This is a genomic window from Maridesulfovibrio salinus (assembly GCF_055394525.1).
This window is the reverse complement of the sequence record NZ_AP042461.1, coordinates 2,047,501-2,063,603: the sequence shown is the minus strand read 5'-3', so window position 1 is coordinate 2,063,603 and position 16,103 is coordinate 2,047,501. Positions and strand designations below refer to the sequence as shown.

The window sequence follows — 16,103 nt, the reverse complement described above, 5'->3', positions numbered from 1 at the left end:
AAACCAACGAAACCGCAAATAATTGAGGAGCTGTAAGCATTACGTATGCCACCAACCGCATTATGAAGAACAGTGGACAATAATTGAGAGAAGCATAAAAAATAAAATCGATATATCGGCCTGTTATCTTCTCTATATGTATCAACAGTAATTCAACTACCACCTTCGTGGACGCACTAAATAAGCAGGCACTCATGTTCAAAATCAGTACAATTCCTGATTTATGTCCAGTTTTAGAACAATCCAACCTTAATATAACTCTTCATTACCCCGTTTCATCTAATTTATTATCTGGATTTCACACTAAGAGTTCTTTTGTCAGCAGAAAACAGATTCATAATCACTAAACTTTCTGATTGTGCTCAAGGCGACATAGCCTTAAAAGCTTTATGAGGAGTTGTAAGTTATGCGAAAAATGCTTGTAATCACCCGCGATGGCAGCAAAACGGAAGAGAACGGATCCCAAGTTAATCAGATTGAGAAAATTCTGACCGAAATATCCACCGAATCATCAAGCCCGGGAAATGACCGAGAAGTCGACACTCTATTTGTGGATGTGGAATCACTACTCAAAAAAAACAAATCCATGAACAAGGCCCTTGAAGGACTTTGGCAGCACTACCCTTCCGCGGCAATAGTTGTACTGGCCAGCGAGGAACAGACCAAGGAAGCTGTGGATGCTGTGAAAGCAGGAGCTTTTGATTACCTTACCCACCCCATTGAAAAAGAAGAACTCGGGCTGGTAATGGAAAAAATCCGCGAATCAGACGTGCTCCAATCGGAACTTGACTACCTCAGGGGACAATTCTGGAATGAAGATTCCCTGGAATATGTGGACACCCGCAGTAAGGCCATGAGAGATGTCTTTGCCAAAATCCGTCAGGTGGCAGGGACCAGAACAACAGTACTGCTCACCGGAGAAACCGGAACCGGAAAAAGCCTGATCGCTAAACTGATCCACGCACACAGTAACCGCAAAGAGATGCCTTTCATCAGCGTCCACTGCGGAGCAATTCCCGACACTCTCGTTGAAAGTGAATTATTCGGCCATGAAAAAGGAGCCTTTACCGGGGCAATCCGCCGCAAGCTGGGAAGATTCGAACTGGCCAATGAAGGTACAATCTTTCTTGATGAAATTGGAACCGTAAGTCAGTCGGTTCAAGTCAAGCTGCTTAATGTTATTCAGGAACGGATTATCCAACGGGTAGGAGGAGAAAATGATCTTTCCGTAGACGTTCGCATAATCGCGGCAACCAATGAAGATATGGGCCAACTCTGCGAAGAAGGTAAATTCCGCCGTGATCTTTTTTACAGACTGAATGTATTCCCCATACGGATTCCTCCATTAAAGGAAAGACGTGAAGACATACCGAGACTCTCGGAAGGATTCATAAGGCAGTTCAACGGACTGCTGAACACTGAGATAAAAGGTATCCACCCACAGGTTCTGGATACGCTGCTGGAATACGACTGGCCTGGAAACGTACGCGAACTTGAGAACGTCATTGAGCGTGCCTGTATTCTTGAAACAGGAGATATTCTTCAACCAGACAGTTTTCCCCCGGACCTTCTGGACAATCAGGGTGAAGTAGTGACCTCCCCGGTCAAGACCAATCTTCCACTTAAAGAAGCCCGTCAGATAACAGTGGATAAATTTGAGAAACAGTACCTCTCCAGCCTGCTTGAACAATGTTGCGGGGTTATCAAGACCACCGCGGAAAAAGCAGGAATCACTACCCGGCAATTAAGCAAACTCATGAATCGGCATGGTCTCAAGAAATCAGACTACAAAAAAAAGAAATAAAAATTCCTATCTTGTCACAGATAAGAACTAAAATTTCTTAAATCTACATAAACTACTTAAATATTGTAATTTAAAGAGCAAATCATTAGCCCCGAACTGTTCCAAAACAGGCCGGGGTTAATGCTTTTTATGTGTGTAAACATTAAAAAAGAACTTAGAATTCTCATCAGAATACAACGCTCTCATTTTTTACCATTAAATTCAATATGTTAACAAAATGGCACTACTCCTGCTTATGCTGTTCAGTTAAAAATAGCCGTGAGGAAACATGAAAGATTCGTCCACATCAGAACAAAACGTAAAGACCACCATCAGGGGAATGATTCTACCTGCACAATGGGATGCCCGTTTTGAAGTTACCGAGATTCTTGTCGCGTGCAGGGACGAAAGGGAACTGCGTGTGGAGAATCTGGAATGCTTTCCGATGCTGCGAGACCTTTCGCGCAAAGAGGCTGTTTTCACAGGTTTTATTCATAGCAGCAATGGAGTGGAGTCTATTCTTCTGGAAAGCTTCACACCTATTGAAACGGCCGAGGATTGACGGAAAACACGCCACAGCAGGCATAGCGCAACTGTTTGACGCACTCGTCACCTAACGCAGGCCAGAACTTAAAGCAAAGGTGCAGAGAGATGATTCCAAAGGAAAATCCATCTGTCGCAACACACGAGGTTGAAATCTCTTCGGGGATTACACCTGATGATGTTGATAAAATTTTAAGCATGATCGCAGCAAGCGGACTGTTTTCATCGTCGGAAATTATTTCTGCGGAATCGCTGGCATGGGACATCGCTTATGGCGACGGTAACGGGTCCGACAGATTTATCAAGGCAACCATCAACGAAGATGGACAGGAACTGATAGTCGGCTTTATCTGCTTCGGATCTATACCCTACTGGCCCGGCAATTATGAAATGTACGCCTTGGCCGTAGAACCTGAATTTCAACGCCTCGGAATAGGCTCCGCCCTCATCTCTGAAATGAACAGACTGGTCGAGAATGAAGGTGGAAGCCGTATATTTATGGAGACAAAAACGGATCGTGCATTCGAAGCCGCGCGTCTTTTTTGCGAAGCCAACGATTTTTTCCACGAAACACGCTACATCAAACAATTCACACCTGAAAACGGGGGGATTGTTTATTGCTGCGACCTGTACTCCGGCAATACAGATGAACTGAACCAGTAACCACGGGGAAAGCTATGTCTGAAATATATCAGGACACACTATATGGACAGATCCTGCCCGCCGGATGGGACGGTGAAGACATCTCAGATCTCATTCTGCTCGTGGACGGTGAGGAAGAATGCATCCTTGAAAAAAACGAGTTCAGCAGAATTCTCACGAATTACATAGACAGATGGATAACCGTGCAGGGTCTGGTAACCGAGAATGAAGACGAAATCAGTATCAAGGTACAAAGCTACACCCTGGAAGACGAGATGAATTTTGGAGAAGAGGACGCCTGGTAACTGCTGCTGTCACGGTAAAAACTATATTTACCTTTAAAGCAGCAGACCAGCCGGAATCTCCCCGGTTCTTAACACAGCAAAGGTGTAATACGACAAGCCGCAGGCAACACCCAGATTTTAATCGGGTAGCGGGTATGAGGCCCGCTGCCCTTTTTTATATTCCGCGACTTGAAAGACATCCCACATCACCTATTGTGAGTACGGACAGTTAACGAATGCTGAATTGAGTCCTCCGGCATAATCTGAGCCCAGTGACATGAGTTAACCTGCCTGCTGACCAGAAAAGAGAAAAGCTATTTTGCATACAAGAAGCTAAAGCACGCCGGACATCGTATTGCCAAAATCATGATCAATAATAAAAAAATGGCTTGCCATAAAACTCATCATGGGTATAGCGGGGTCGCAATTGAACCGCTGTCATAAGACTGAGAGAAGTTCAGCAGGAAGTACAAGTAAAAAAAACGCCCCTAAGGGCATGCCGCACCAAATCCAATGCGATTAGATGTTCATTAGATTAAGTAAATTGCCTGCACAAAAATCAGTTGAACAGAAAAAAGAGATCATGCAAATTTTATTCTGGCTCGTTTTCCTGTAATTAAGCAATGCCCGGAAGGGCTAAAGACAAAAAAGGGGTAGTAATGGCGAACAAGGTCATTGAATTATCCGAGGTATCAAAGTCATTTGAAGGGACCATGGCTGTGGAAAGCCTGTCCCTGTCTGTAGAAGATGGAGAATTTCTGACTCTGCTGGGCCCTTCCGGTTGCGGCAAAACTACCGTGTTGCGTCTTCTCGGTGGCTTTGAGAAATGTGACGGGGGCACGATTCATCTTGACGGTAAATCAATGTCCGGAGTTGAACCGGAATCACGTCCGGTCAACACTGTATTTCAGAGCTACGCCCTTTTCCCTCACATGACCGTTTATGACAATGTCGCCTTCGGTCTCAAAATAGCAAAGATGAAAGCCACTGACATTGCCAGTGAAGTTGAAAAGGCACTAAAGTTGGTCCGCCTTGAAGATAAAGGGCAGCGCATGCCCGGAGAACTATCCGGCGGTCAGCAGCAAAGGGTTGCCATTGCCCGCGCCATAGTCAACAAGCCCCGGCTGCTGCTTCTGGACGAGCCGATGTCAGCCCTTGATTACCGTCTGCGCAAGGAGATGCAGAAAGAACTCAAAGAGCTTCAGCGTACTCTCGGTATTACTTTCATACTGGTCACACACGACCAGGAAGAGGCATTCACCATGTCTGACCGGGTGGTTGTCATGAACGGAGGGCGTATTGAGCAGATCGGCACACCCCGTGAAATTTATGAAGATCCTGTAAACCTCTATGTTGCCCGTTTCGTAGGTGAAATAAACATACTAGATGGAGTTATAACCGAAAAAAACGCGACCGGTTTCAACGCTGAAGTTGAAGGAGTACCGGTCATCGTAAAATCAGGCCGGGATTTTTCCAAAGGAGACAGAATACACGTTCTGCTCAGACCAGAAGATTTCCGGGTAGAAGTAATGCGCGAAGTAAAGGACGACCCCGAACTGGCTGAAAAGTTCTCCAAGGCACTGCTCAAAGGAAGAGTGGAAAACACTTATTACAAAGGAGCAACCTACGACCTGGACATCATCCTTGATGACGGTAAGAAAATTCTGGTTTCCGAATTTTTCGATGAAGATGCCGAGACCCTTTATTTCCATCCCGGAGACCAGGTCGCGGTGGGCTGGTTTGAAGGATGGGAGGTAGTGCTGCCCCATGAAGGATAGACAGCTATTCAAAAGATTCATCATTGTCGGTGTTCTCGGCTGGATCGCTTTATTCGGAATTATCCCCACCCTGATGCTTGTGGGAATAAGCTTCATGACCCGCGACCCCGACAAAATCATCAGTCCTGTTTTTTCAATGGAGAGCTACTTCAGACTTTTTGAACCGGCACTGGGGACCATGCTCGCCCAATCCCTGCTGATGGCGGGTACAGCCACACTTCTCTGTCTGCTGGTGGGATACCCGTTTGCCTATATCACTGCGCGTGCACCCAAAAGCACTTCACGGCTTATGCTTCTGTTGGTGATGATACCTTTCTGGACCAACACCCTTATCAGGACATACGCCATGGTGGCGGTCCTCAAAGCTGACGGTATCCTGAACAAGGCTCTCATGTTCTGCGGTCTGATCGATGCTCCCATCAAAATCATGTACACCCAGTCCGCAATATTTATAGGGCTGGTATACACACTGCTCCCGTTCATGATTCTGCCGCTTTACGCCGCGATCGAAAAACTGGACCACAGGCTGCTTGAATCCGCCAGAGATCTCGGAGCCGGAAAATGGATGATATTCCGCAAAATCACCATTCCCCTGACCATGCCTGGGATTCTGTCCGGCTGCATGCTGGTATTTCTCCCCGCCCTTGGAATGTTTTATATTCCTGACATTCTCGGCGGCGCGCGTACCATGCTCCTCGGCAACTATATCCGCGACCAGTTTCTTACTGCGAGAGACCTGCCCATGGGGGCTGCTGCTTCCTTTGCATTAACCCTCATGATGATGGTCCTGCTCGCCCTGTACTACCGAAGCATGCGCCGCTCGGGAAGGAGGCTCAAGATATGACCAGATTGATCAAATCCGCTTATGTCGCACTGGTGTATACTTTCCTGTATCTCCCTCTGGCGGTCATGGCTGTATACTCTTTCAATGCCTCCAAATACTCTCTCTCATGGAAAGGATTCACCCTTAAGTGGTACGGCAAGCTGCTTTCCAACACCACCCTGATTGATGCGGCCCTGCGCTCCATGACCATTGCCGTAATTTCAGCAACGATAGCCTGTCTGATCGGAACAATAGCCGCTTTCATGCTGCACCAATACCGCTTCAAAGGACGCGGGGCTGTTTTCGGCAGCATATTCGTAATGATGATGTCGCCGGACATAGTTATCGGTATTTCCCTGCTGGTGCTGTTTCTGGGAGCCGGGTTGACCCTGGGATTCTGGACCCTGCTCATGGGGCATGTAACCCTTTGTGTGCCCTTTGTTACCGCTACTGTATACTCACGTTTCAAGGGCTTCGACAGGACCGTTGTTGAAGCTGCCCGCGATCTGGGGGCCAGCGAATATCAGGTGTTCAGGAAAATTGTAATTCCGATGGCCCTTCCGGGACTCATGGCCGGATGGCTGCTGAGCCTTACACTCTCACTGGATGATGTAATAATAAGCTTTTTCACTACAGGCCCGACCTATGAAGTGTTGCCCTTGCGCATTTATTCAATGGTCCGTCTTGGTATAAAACCCGATGTCAACGCACTGAGTGTGGTGATGATAGTGATAACCGTAGCTGCCGTAATTCTATCCCGGCGGCTGCTCAAGGAGAAAAAAAGATGAAAAAAACACTGCTGGCTTTCGCCATGGTCCTGTTTTGCAGCATGCCCGCCTTTGCCGGAAACGGTGAACTTTTTCTCTACATCTGGTCCGAATACATCCCGGACGAAGTGGTGGAAAACTTCACCAAAGAAACCGGGATCAAGGTCCACATGTCCAATTATGACAGCAATGAAGCCATGTACACCAAGGTTAAACTGACCGGGCAGGGATACGACCTGATAGTCCCCTCCTCGGACTATGTAAGCCTGATGCGCCGTCAGGGCCTTCTGGTTCCTCTGGATAAAAACAAACTGAGCAATTTTGCCAACCTTGCGCCCAGATTCACCAATAAGTCCTTCGATCCGGAAAACATGTATTCAGTTCCATATATGTGGGGTTCAACATCAATAGCTGTAAACACCGCCACTCTAGGCAATAATAAGATCACATCCATTGCGGATCTCTGGAAACCGGAACTCAAGGGCAGGCTGCTTCTGCCAAATGAACCACGCGAAGTATTTGCTCTTGCTTTGAGAGTGCTGGGATACTCCCTCAACGAAACTGATCCCGCGCACATTGAAGAGGCATACCAGCAACTTAAATCACTGATTCCCAATGTCCTTGTTTTCGACTCCGATTCACCCAAACAGGCTCTTCTGGCAGGAGAAGTGGCGGCTGGTGTAGTTTTCAACGGAGAAGCATTCATTGCCAATCAGGAAAACCCGGATATCAAGTACATTTATCCGGTTGAAGGAAACAACCTCTGGATGGATTCACTGTGTATTCCCAAAGGCGCAAAAAACATCGACGAAGCACATGCATTTCTGAACTACCTGCTACGCCCCGATGTTGCAGCAAAGATATCATCTGAGATGGGCTACTCGACACCCAACGCCAAAGCTATGGATCTTATTCCAGAAAATGTGAGGAACAACCCGATCGTCTACCCTTCCGAGGAAGTCATCGAACGCGGGGAGTTTCAGGACTATTTAGGAGAATCCATGAAGCTTTATGATGAATACTGGATAAAGCTGAAAACTAATTAGTTGCCTCAACTCAGATATCAAGCCTCTGCAAAGCAAAGCGGGACCTGATTTGGCGGTAGACTCTAACTCAACAGACTGCTTGACAAAGTCATAAAATAAAACACTGGAACGATACATATTCAGATACGTATCGTTCCATTGTTTTTTATAACTCCCCCCAAAGCCCAACACTCAAAGCCAAGGGCTCTAATCCATTTAATCTTGCTGAAACAGATAAACGCATTTCTCTGCAGCACACAATATTACCGAAAGCATAAGCACAGCCCCACGGGGAATGACCTTTTAAGCAGGCTCAGGAGTGGGATTGCCGTTAAAACGACCGTTGATTTTTGATTTCAGTACTCTAAGTCCGGGGCTGAAAAAAAGAAAAGCAATCAACGCAGCCATCATTGTAACGGCTACCACCTGCCATCCCAGCGGATCATCAGAATACTCCTCAAACAGGCCTATCACGGTATAATGCAGCAGATAAAAGGGATAAGTGATTTTGCCTACGACACAGTCAAGCAGAAGCGACTGGAACGCCCTGAAAATAAAAGGCTGCAGGATAAGGGCAGACACTGGGAGAAAAAAGGGTTCATAAACGCTGCTCACTCCTCCGGCGACAAAGGCAAGCACAATCAGGACAAAGAAAGCCGAATAATCAAATACAGAGGCAGACTTAGGAAGCGCTCTATAAAATCTGAAAGAAATGATTCCAAACCCGAACAGCCAGAAATCAGCAGGAAAGAAACGCAGGAAAAAATCATACTCCGAAAGGGAAGTCATAACAATTGCCAATCTCAATAGAAGGCTTGCAAAACTCAGAAGCAGAAGGATCTCCAACTTCAAACGAACAAGAAAAGGAGCCAGAAGATAAAATATAATTTCAAATGATAGCGACCATGCCTGCACCAGAAAAACACAATTATACAGACTGGGCATTGTCCCGGTTACGAATTGCAGACTCCCACCCTCTGTCAGACCGACACTGAAAAGCAGTTCCTGTCCCACCACACACAAAGAAGTCCACAATACGACAGCGAATCCCCATGGATTACCAAGAAATTCTAACATCTGGGGCCGGGATATAAGGGGATGAGCATCAAAAAAGAAAAGAAAAAAAGCACTTACAGTCACAGCAAACAAAAACATAGGGTACAATGATAATATCCGGTTTCTATAAAATATCGACGGAGATTCGTTCCTCTCCTGCAGAATCATAGCCATATAAAAACCTGATACCGCGAAAAAAGTCAGTACCGCCTCATGTCCGTCAACCATCGGAAGATCAGTCAACTCGAAATGAGAGTTACAGACAGCAATAGCAAGCAGCAGCCTTATTATTCCCAACGCCCGCTCCCGGAATATTTATTCATCATAAAACAGGCAATGTCACTCTGACACCTGTCAATGCATGAAAAATTATGTACTCCGGTTTGTTATCAACATACATGCCATCAAATAAAAGGCTGTAATATAAGAAAATGAGGCTGTTACTCCCCATTGGATGCGAACTTAAAATTCCTATTCGAACAGCCCCACTCTCATTTCTTCATAATACCGTTAACAGCCAAGGGCTGACCACAAGAACCAATAGTTCTCTTTAGACCACAAAGAAGAACTAAAAATTCTCTTTTATTGAAAAAATACACATAACAAATCTAAAAGTGCCAACATACTGCGACTCTACTTTCCAAAATTAACTTGTATTAACAATACCTTAAAAAACAGACTCAATAAAAACACCTAGACAATCTACTCCACTTTAATGGCATGAAAAATGATTAACTCAGGTTTAACCATCAATTGCAGGATATACTGGTTACTAACCATTGATTGTTCTGCCAGCATTGTAACTTGAGGTAACACTAAATGTCTTCCAAACCAAAAGCACGGCAGAACAAACCCGGGAAAAGAAAAACTCCTAAATCCACTAAGAATAGGCCCCAACCATTAAACACCCATTCGCAATACGAAGAAATAGCTCTCAGGATTTCCGAGGAAAGGCGCAAAACGCTTTTAGATAAACTGGATGTAGCTTCAACAGCAGAGGCAAAGCAAAGTCTTTACCAGTTGATGCAGGAATCTTTTGATATTTTTGGGAAACTGGTAGAACAGACAATTTTGAATCCCCCACCCGCCTGTAAGCAGGGTTGTACTTACTGTTGTATCAATCAGGTTTCCTTAACAGAACCCGAAGCTCTTTATCTTGGGATGCATCTTTTGGAAACCAGAAATGCAAAGCAGCTTCTTGAGCTCAAAGATAAAACTAAGTCACTCCTCGAAAACCTCAAAGGTAAATCCCGTCAACAGATAGGTATGGAAAGACACCTGCACCCATGCCTCTTTATGGGAGAAGAAACCTGCTCTATTTATCCGGCCCGTCCTCTAGTATGCCGGGGCTGGAACTCAGTCAGTGCGGAAATGTGCAAACATAGCAACCAGTCAGGTGACGCTCTAGCTCCGATTGAGAACCACCCGTTCCCCAGAATTCTGGCAGACAGTATCCAACTGGGCCTTTTAAACGGCGCCAGAGAAAAAGGGCTTGAAACTGGTTTTCTGCTCCTGCCTCGAGCAGTTAATCTGATTCTGGAGCATGGAACTGATAACATCGGTGAGCTTGCTCGGGGCTGGTTGGCTGGAAAACCTTTTTTTGCAAAGGGTGTATCCGGGTAAACTTCAAAAGTATGAAGTACATCCATTAAAATTCCAACAAAAAGGGCCGACTAATTTTTAGTCGGCCCTTGAAGTTTGTTAAACTCTATATGCAAATTAAATCATCATGAAGGCGTCTATCCGGCAATATGCAGCTCAAAAAGAAATGAAAGCGCCGCGCAGGAAAAACCGCAGGCTGCAAGCTGAGCGGGAATCCTTCCCCTTAGCCCGGTCAGAAGACGGAACAGGAGCAGAGCGAGATAAAACAGCCAGATAAAGAACGGAAATACCAAACGGGGTGATGTAAGATCTATCACACCGTAAACAAGCTTATGTACATAGACTCCAAGCAGCAATCCGCCCCCCATGAACGCAAATCCGGCGACAAGGGAAATAAAAAGCGCGCGGTCAAGCTGGTTCAGACTCCACGGAAAGCGGTCACCCATTTTATACTGCTTGGTTTTTATCCTATGGTCACGGTATATATATACGCATGAAATTGCGAAAGCCGCCCCGAAAAGCAGATAACCCAGCGAACTTATCGCAATATGTAAAATCAAAGTAACCGGCATCTTATCCTCTTTTTCAATTTAAAACTCAGCTATTTTTGAAAGCAACAATATCCATTGCCACTGACGTAAGCTGTCACTTACTCTAGCACGACTGCGGATGAGAATCTACATCAATTAAGTCTGAATTTAACTTATGATGAAACAGACGTGTAAAAATTGATTTCGGAGGGTTGAATAGATCTTTAAAATTTAGCCTTTACGCATCTCCGAAAGTAGCCGACAATCTTTGCCCGTGAGTATTGTTTTGCCTGCAGCATGTATTGGCTTGATGCTTATGCCCATTTTGAATCATATCAAATAAAAGAGAAACAAATGTTCATAGAAAATGAAATAAATTTTGAAACCATCACCGACCTCTTTCGCAGCGCAGACAGCGAAGGCCGGAATTTTCTTTTTGAATATGAAGTTTATAATCTTCTGGCCAATTCCGGAGCGGAAACTCCTCCGGCATCCAATCTGCTGCCCCGTGGTGCGCGCTTTTCAGATGAAGAACTAACCGCCATCCCCGGAGATAAGACTGTACTAAAAATAGTTTCACCGACCATCATCCACAAAACCGAAGTGGGTGGTGTCCGCGTTGTAAAAAAACAGGCTTCCAAAATCCGCTCAGCCGTGCGTTCCATGATGTATGAAGTACCGGAAAATTATGCGGCCATGGTCGAACGCAATCCGGGGCATGCTCCCGAGCAATATCGCGGACTCAGGGGCGAAGCATTGGTCCAGGCCATCAGCCGTGATCTGAAGGGAGTACTGCAGGTCCAGTTCATGCCCCCGGATTCGGATTCATTCGGAAATGAGCTCATTGTCGGCCTGCGCCGAACCCGTGAATTCGGGACCATCATCAGTGCCGGGCTGGGTGGAACGGACACCGAACTATATGCAGAAAGGTTCCGCAAAGGACAGGCCATAGTCGCAGCCTCCACGGAAATGGTGGACGGGCGTGATTTTTTCAAACTTTTCCGTAGCACAATCTCATATAAGAAGCTGGCAGGGCTTACCCGTGGTCAGCGACGCGTTGTCACCGATGAGCAGCTCATTGAATGTTTTGACTCCTTCATTGAGATGGGCAGATATTTTTCGCCTTCAAATTCAGAGGCCCCTTTTATAATTGAAGAATTGGAAATCAATCCGTTTGCATTCACTGAATATTTGATGGTCCCTTTGGACGGACTGTGCAAGTTTTCCAGTCCGCAAGCCACGCCTGTTACCCGACCCGCTCACAAAATTCATAACCTGCTCCATCCTCAGCATATTGGAATTATCGGAGCATCAGCCACGCGGCGTAATTTCGGGCGCATTATTCTGGAAAACATTCTCGCTGAGGGATTTCATCCTGACAATGTGGTGCTTATCAAGGAAGGTCAGGATAAGCTTGACGGAGTGCGCTGTATTCCGGACCTGAAGTCGCTTAGAGACAGGCTCGATCTTTTCGTTGTGGCCATTGCGGCGCAGCATGTTCCTGACCTTGTGGATGAAATTGTGAATCTTGACTGTGCGGCGTCAGTAATGCTTATTCCCGGCGGAATGGGCGAAACCGAAGAGAGCCGGGAACGTGCCGCGCAGGTGATCGCCCGCATCAATGAGCGTCATGCTGAACCGGGCGGAGGTCCGGTATTCCTTGGAGCCAACTGCATGGGTGTGGTTTCTCGGCCCGGTAATTACGATACTTGGTTTATACCTGAGGAAAAATTTCCAAAAAATCGTAATTCTCCAATACAGCGGGCAGCACTCATCAGCCAGAGTGGAGCTTTCATGCTGCACCGTTCCAGTCAGTGCCCCGAGCTGAATCCCGCCTTTATGGTATCCATGGGTAATCAGACCGACCTGACTCTTGGCGACATGGTCCGGTACTTCAAGGACTGCGACGACGTTGATGTGATTGCCGTCTATGCCGAGGGATTCAATGATCTGGATGGCCTTGAATTCTGCCGTGCGGTCCGGCAGGCGGTTTTAAACGGTAAGGAAGTCGTCTTTTACAAGGCCGGGCGCACTCCCGAAGGCAAGACAGCAACCAGCGGACATACCGCCTCCCTCGCCGGAGATTACATGGTCTGTGAAAGTTGTGTGCAGCAGGCGGGAGCAATTGTGGCCCGCACATTTCAGGAGTTTCAGGATCTATTCATGCTCGCGGAAAAACTTGCAGGTAAGTGCATTTCCGGCAATCGCCTCGCGGCGGTAAGTGGCGCGGGGTTTGAAGCCGTTGGAATGGCAGATTCCATCCAATCTGACGATTATGATATGGAACTTTCAGCCTTCCGCCCTGAAACAGTTGAAGGAATCAGTGCAATACTGCGGGAGAAGCACATTGATAAGCTCATCACGGTTCAGAATCCACTGGATATAACTCCTGCCGCTGATGATCAGGTTCACGCCAAAGTAGTAGAGGAACTGATTAAAGCTCCTGAGGTGGATTCAATCGTAGTCAGCCTCGGCCCTTTGTCTCCGGTAGTGCATTCCCTCGCCGAACCGACTGTGCCTGATTTTTCCATGGAAGATGAGAACTCAATCGCCGGCCTCATTATGGATATCGTCAGGGAGAGCAAGAAACCACTGCTGGGTGTTGTGGATGGCGGAAGGTTGTTCGATCCGCTGCGTGATCTGCTGAGGGAAAATGGAGTGCCTGTTTTTCAAGTCTGCGACCGTGCCGTTGCGGCCATTGCGTTATACTCAAAGGCCCGCTTGCATGCCGATACGATCAGGCTGACTCATGGTAGTGTCTAAAGAGCATAGCTGTCCTAGGACTTCCTGCCGTTGGAAAATGGGATTGTTTAGCTAAAATCAGGGTAATACCGTTCGACAGAGATTTGCAGCAATAATCTTGATAAGTTTAAACAGGATTCGCACTCTAAGTGAAGGTATTGTCCCAAAATATACACCGCTCTATCTGTGTAGGCCATGCACATTTAGAACGGTTTTCTTTAGGAAAATTGTTTGGCTTACTGTAGCAGAGAAAAGCAGGCGGTGTCCCATAAGTCCAACTGGCTTATAACAGTGCAGATAACCGTGGAATAAGTAATTAATGATGGGCTAATAAAAGAGACTTCGTTTCTTTATATTTCCCTCTATCAAGGGAAGCCCCTTCATACAGGTCCGACAGAAATATTTTGGAGCGGAACTGAAAAGATACCAAATCATGGCCCAGAATATTACATCTGTGATGACTGATTTGTAGTTGCCCTTATAAATTTTCACAGCCTCAAGGGAAATCAAGGAAATTAACAGAACCGTCCCAAGCTGCTTGAAACTGAGTGTCCGAGAAGTTTTTGAACATTCGGAACATTCAACCTTGATTCCCAGAAAAAAAATAGAATCCTGCAAACAGAAGAAGAGCAAAAACCACAACAGCATTATATAGGCTCATTTAATTCCTTTTAATATTGATTGAAGTGCACTTTTGAATGGCCTGAAAGGTCTTCATATATCACTGAGACATCAATTTCATCAATATTATTTCTATATATTTACCAGTTAATTTAGACTCACACGACCTTCCCCCTCCGCTCAAATTTCCTGCATTAAACGCAAGAAAGCCCCCTTGTTCACAAGGGGGCTTTGAAATAAAAGCTTGCGACGACCTACTTTCCCACTGGCTACCCAGCAGTATCATCGGCGATGGAGAGCTTAACTTCCGAGTTCGGAATGGGGTCGGGTGTGGCCTCTCCTCAGTGGTCGCAAGCAAATTTGCCTGCTACGATGAGCAAAATATATTGTTAAAACAGAGAAGATTTTTTCTACAACTCAATTTTGTGTAGTGTGCGTCAGATGTGAATTTTATCAATCTGAAGCCAGATGCGAAGTGTATTCTCAATACATGAGCAGTTGGCTCAGATTTAAAAATTCGCAGATGGCGTGCAATACGCAAAATTAAAGTTATAGGGAAGAGAAGAAAGATAAGTCGCACGATTTATTAGTACCGGTCAGCTGAGTGTGTCGCCACACTTACACCTCCGGCCTATCAACCAGGTGGTCTACCTGGAATCTTCAGATGCGTTAAGCATAGGGAGAACTAATCTCAAGGCAGGCTTCCCGCTTAGATGCTTTCAGCGGTTATCCCTTCCGAACATAGCTACCCTGCAGTGCCGCTGGCGCGACAACAGGAACACCAGAGGTTCGTCCACCCCGGTCCTCTCGTACTAGGGGCAGACCCTTTTCAATTCTCCTACGCCCACGGTAGATAGGGACCAAACTGTCTCACGACGTTTTAAACCCAGCTCGCGTACCACTTTAATCGGCGAACAGCCGAACCCTTGGGACCTGCTTCAGCCCCAGGATGTGATGAGCCGACATCGAGGTGCCAAACCGCGCCGTCGATGTGAACTCTTGGGCGCGATCAGCCTGTTATCCCCGGCGTACCTTTTATCCTATGAGCGATGGCCCTTCCATGCGGGACCACCGGATCACTAAGACCAACTTTCGTTCCTGCTCGACATGTCTGTCTTACAGTCAAGCTCCCTTATGCCTTTGCACTCAACGGCTGGTTTCCAATCAGCCTGAGGGAACCTTTGCAAGCCTCCGTTACTCTTTGGGAGGCGACCGCCCCAGTCAAACTACCCACCAGACACTGTCTCCAAGCCGGATAACGGCGTTGGATTAGAATTCAAGACTATCAAGGGTGGTATTTCAAGGTTGGCTCCACCGACACTAGCGTGCCGACTTCAAAGCCTCCCACCTATCCTACACATGATAGCCCTAAACCCAATGTCAAGCTATAGTAAAGGTGCACAGGGTCTTTCCGTCTTACCGCGGGTAACCGGCATTTTCACCGGTAATTCAATTTCACTGAGTCTCTGGTTGAGACAGTGGGGAGATCGTTACGCCATTCGTGCAGGTCGGAACTTACCCGACAAGGAATTTCGCTACCTTAGGACCGTTATAGTTACGGCCGCCGTTTACTGGGGCTTCAATTCGGAGCTTCGACCGAAGTCTAACACCTCCTTTTAACCTTCCAGCACCGGGCAGGCGTCAGTCCATATACATCGTCTTACGACTTAGCATAGACCTATGTTTTTAGTAAACAGTCGCCCCCCCCGATTCTCTGCGGCTCCTGACAGCTCGGATAGTAAATAACTTCACCGTCGGGAGCATCCCTTATCGCTAACTTACGGGATCATTTTGCCGAGTTCCTTAACCAGAGTTCTCTCAAGCGCCTTGGTCTACTCGACCCGACTACCTGTGTTGGTTTGCGGTACGGTCAACAAGTGCTAAACTTAGAAGCTTTTCTAGGCAGT

The 16,103-nt window shown here is 46.6% G+C and carries 12 protein-coding genes and 2 rRNA genes (1 of these 14 running past the window's edge); 10 read left to right on the top strand and 4 right to left on the bottom strand.

Features of this window, described 5'->3' with window-relative positions; all coding sequences use genetic code 11:
• The first annotated feature begins 406 nt into the window (after window positions 1–406).
• From ACZ5PW_RS09255 to ACZ5PW_RS09220, 8 genes are all read left to right on the top strand, one after another.
• Window positions 407–1,804, top strand: coding sequence for a sigma 54-interacting transcriptional regulator (locus ACZ5PW_RS09255; RefSeq protein WP_464560135.1), 1,398 nt, complete (start codon window positions 407–409; stop codon window positions 1,802–1,804).
• A gap of 268 nt (window positions 1,805–2,072) precedes the next feature.
• Entirely contained in the window at window positions 2,073–2,345 is a 273-nt protein-coding gene (locus ACZ5PW_RS09250) for a hypothetical protein (RefSeq protein ID WP_464560133.1), read from the top strand.
• Window positions 2,346–2,434: 89 nt separating this feature from the next.
• Window positions 2,435–2,989 carry a GNAT family N-acetyltransferase gene (locus ACZ5PW_RS09245; protein ID WP_464560131.1) on the top strand — a complete coding sequence of 185 codons (555 nt, stop codon included), beginning with the start codon at window positions 2,435–2,437 and terminating at the stop codon, window positions 2,987–2,989.
• A gap of 14 nt (window positions 2,990–3,003) precedes the next feature.
• Complete coding sequence (locus tag ACZ5PW_RS09240) at window positions 3,004–3,273, top strand: hypothetical protein (RefSeq protein WP_464560129.1); 270 nt, start codon at window positions 3,004–3,006, stop codon at window positions 3,271–3,273.
• A gap of 638 nt (window positions 3,274–3,911) precedes the next feature.
• A complete protein-coding gene (gene potA / locus ACZ5PW_RS09235) occupies window positions 3,912–5,030 on the top strand; it encodes a spermidine/putrescine ABC transporter ATP-binding protein PotA (protein WP_464560127.1) in 1,119 nt (372 codons plus the stop codon).
• Window positions 5,020–5,874: a spermidine/putrescine ABC transporter permease PotB gene (gene potB / locus ACZ5PW_RS09230; protein ID WP_464560125.1), complete on the top strand. Its 855-nt coding sequence runs from the start codon at window positions 5,020–5,022 to the stop codon at window positions 5,872–5,874. The genes potA and potB overlap by 11 nt, the downstream gene beginning before the upstream one ends.
• Window positions 5,871–6,641: a spermidine/putrescine ABC transporter permease PotC gene (gene potC / locus ACZ5PW_RS09225; RefSeq protein WP_464560123.1), complete on the top strand. Its 771-nt coding sequence runs from the start codon at window positions 5,871–5,873 to the stop codon at window positions 6,639–6,641. Before potB ends, potC begins: the two co-directional genes overlap by 4 nt.
• Entirely contained in the window at window positions 6,638–7,666 is a 1,029-nt protein-coding gene (locus ACZ5PW_RS09220; protein ID WP_464560121.1) for an extracellular solute-binding protein, read from the top strand. The genes potC and ACZ5PW_RS09220 overlap by 4 nt, the downstream gene beginning before the upstream one ends.
• A gap of 282 nt (window positions 7,667–7,948) precedes the next feature.
• Here the strand turns inward: ACZ5PW_RS09220 and ACZ5PW_RS09215 are convergent, their stop codons facing one another.
• Window positions 7,949–8,998: an acyltransferase family protein gene (locus tag ACZ5PW_RS09215; RefSeq protein ID WP_464560119.1), complete on the bottom strand. Its 1,050-nt coding sequence runs from the start codon at window positions 8,996–8,998 to the stop codon at window positions 7,949–7,951.
• A 522-nt stretch (window positions 8,999–9,520) separates the two neighbouring features.
• Between ACZ5PW_RS09215 and ACZ5PW_RS09210 the strand changes: the two genes are divergently transcribed.
• Complete coding sequence (locus ACZ5PW_RS09210) at window positions 9,521–10,324, top strand: YkgJ family cysteine cluster protein (protein ID WP_464560117.1); 804 nt, start codon at window positions 9,521–9,523, stop codon at window positions 10,322–10,324.
• Between the two features lie 116 nt (window positions 10,325–10,440).
• Here ACZ5PW_RS09210 and ccsA read toward each other — a convergent pair whose 3' ends face one another.
• Window positions 10,441–10,875, bottom strand: coding sequence for a cytochrome c biogenesis protein CcsA (ccsA, locus tag ACZ5PW_RS09205; RefSeq protein WP_464560115.1), 435 nt, complete (start codon window positions 10,873–10,875; stop codon window positions 10,441–10,443).
• A gap of 312 nt (window positions 10,876–11,187) precedes the next feature.
• Between ccsA and ACZ5PW_RS09200 the strand changes: the two genes are divergently transcribed.
• Entirely contained in the window at window positions 11,188–13,596 is a 2,409-nt protein-coding gene (locus tag ACZ5PW_RS09200) for an acetate--CoA ligase family protein (protein WP_464560113.1), read from the top strand.
• Between the two features lie 841 nt (window positions 13,597–14,437).
• Here the strand turns inward: ACZ5PW_RS09200 and rrf are convergent.
• Together rrf and ACZ5PW_RS09190 are read right to left on the bottom strand one after the other, a co-directional pair.
• Window positions 14,438–14,552 (bottom strand): 5S ribosomal RNA (rrf, locus tag ACZ5PW_RS09195).
• 209 nt (window positions 14,553–14,761) lie between these two features.
• A 23S ribosomal RNA gene (locus ACZ5PW_RS09190) occupies window positions 14,762–16,103 on the bottom strand (it continues 1,594 nt past the right edge of the window).

What these genes read in the sequence shown, in the direction of transcription:
- ACZ5PW_RS09245 (WP_464560131.1), top strand. Translation starts at nt 2,435, where the DNA reads ATGATTCCAAAGGAAAATCCATCTGTCGCAACACACGAGGTTGAAATC.
- ccsA (WP_464560115.1), bottom strand. Translation starts at nt 10,875, where the DNA reads ATGCCGGTTACTTTGATTTTACATATTGCGATAAGTTCGCTGGGTTAT.
- ACZ5PW_RS09200 (WP_464560113.1), top strand. Translation starts at nt 11,188, where the DNA reads ATGTTCATAGAAAATGAAATAAATTTTGAAACCATCACCGACCTCTTT.
- potB (WP_464560125.1), top strand. Translation starts at nt 5,020, where the DNA reads ATGAAGGATAGACAGCTATTCAAAAGATTCATCATTGTCGGTGTTCTC.
- ACZ5PW_RS09240 (WP_464560129.1), top strand. Translation starts at nt 3,004, where the DNA reads ATGTCTGAAATATATCAGGACACACTATATGGACAGATCCTGCCCGCC.
- potC (WP_464560123.1), top strand. Translation starts at nt 5,871, where the DNA reads ATGACCAGATTGATCAAATCCGCTTATGTCGCACTGGTGTATACTTTC.
- ACZ5PW_RS09210 (WP_464560117.1), top strand. Translation starts at nt 9,521, where the DNA reads ATGTCTTCCAAACCAAAAGCACGGCAGAACAAACCCGGGAAAAGAAAA.
- ACZ5PW_RS09255 (WP_464560135.1), top strand. Translation starts at nt 407, where the DNA reads ATGCGAAAAATGCTTGTAATCACCCGCGATGGCAGCAAAACGGAAGAG.
- ACZ5PW_RS09250 (WP_464560133.1), top strand. Translation starts at nt 2,073, where the DNA reads ATGAAAGATTCGTCCACATCAGAACAAAACGTAAAGACCACCATCAGG.
- ACZ5PW_RS09220 (WP_464560121.1), top strand. Translation starts at nt 6,638, where the DNA reads ATGAAAAAAACACTGCTGGCTTTCGCCATGGTCCTGTTTTGCAGCATG.
- potA (WP_464560127.1), top strand. Translation starts at nt 3,912, where the DNA reads ATGGCGAACAAGGTCATTGAATTATCCGAGGTATCAAAGTCATTTGAA.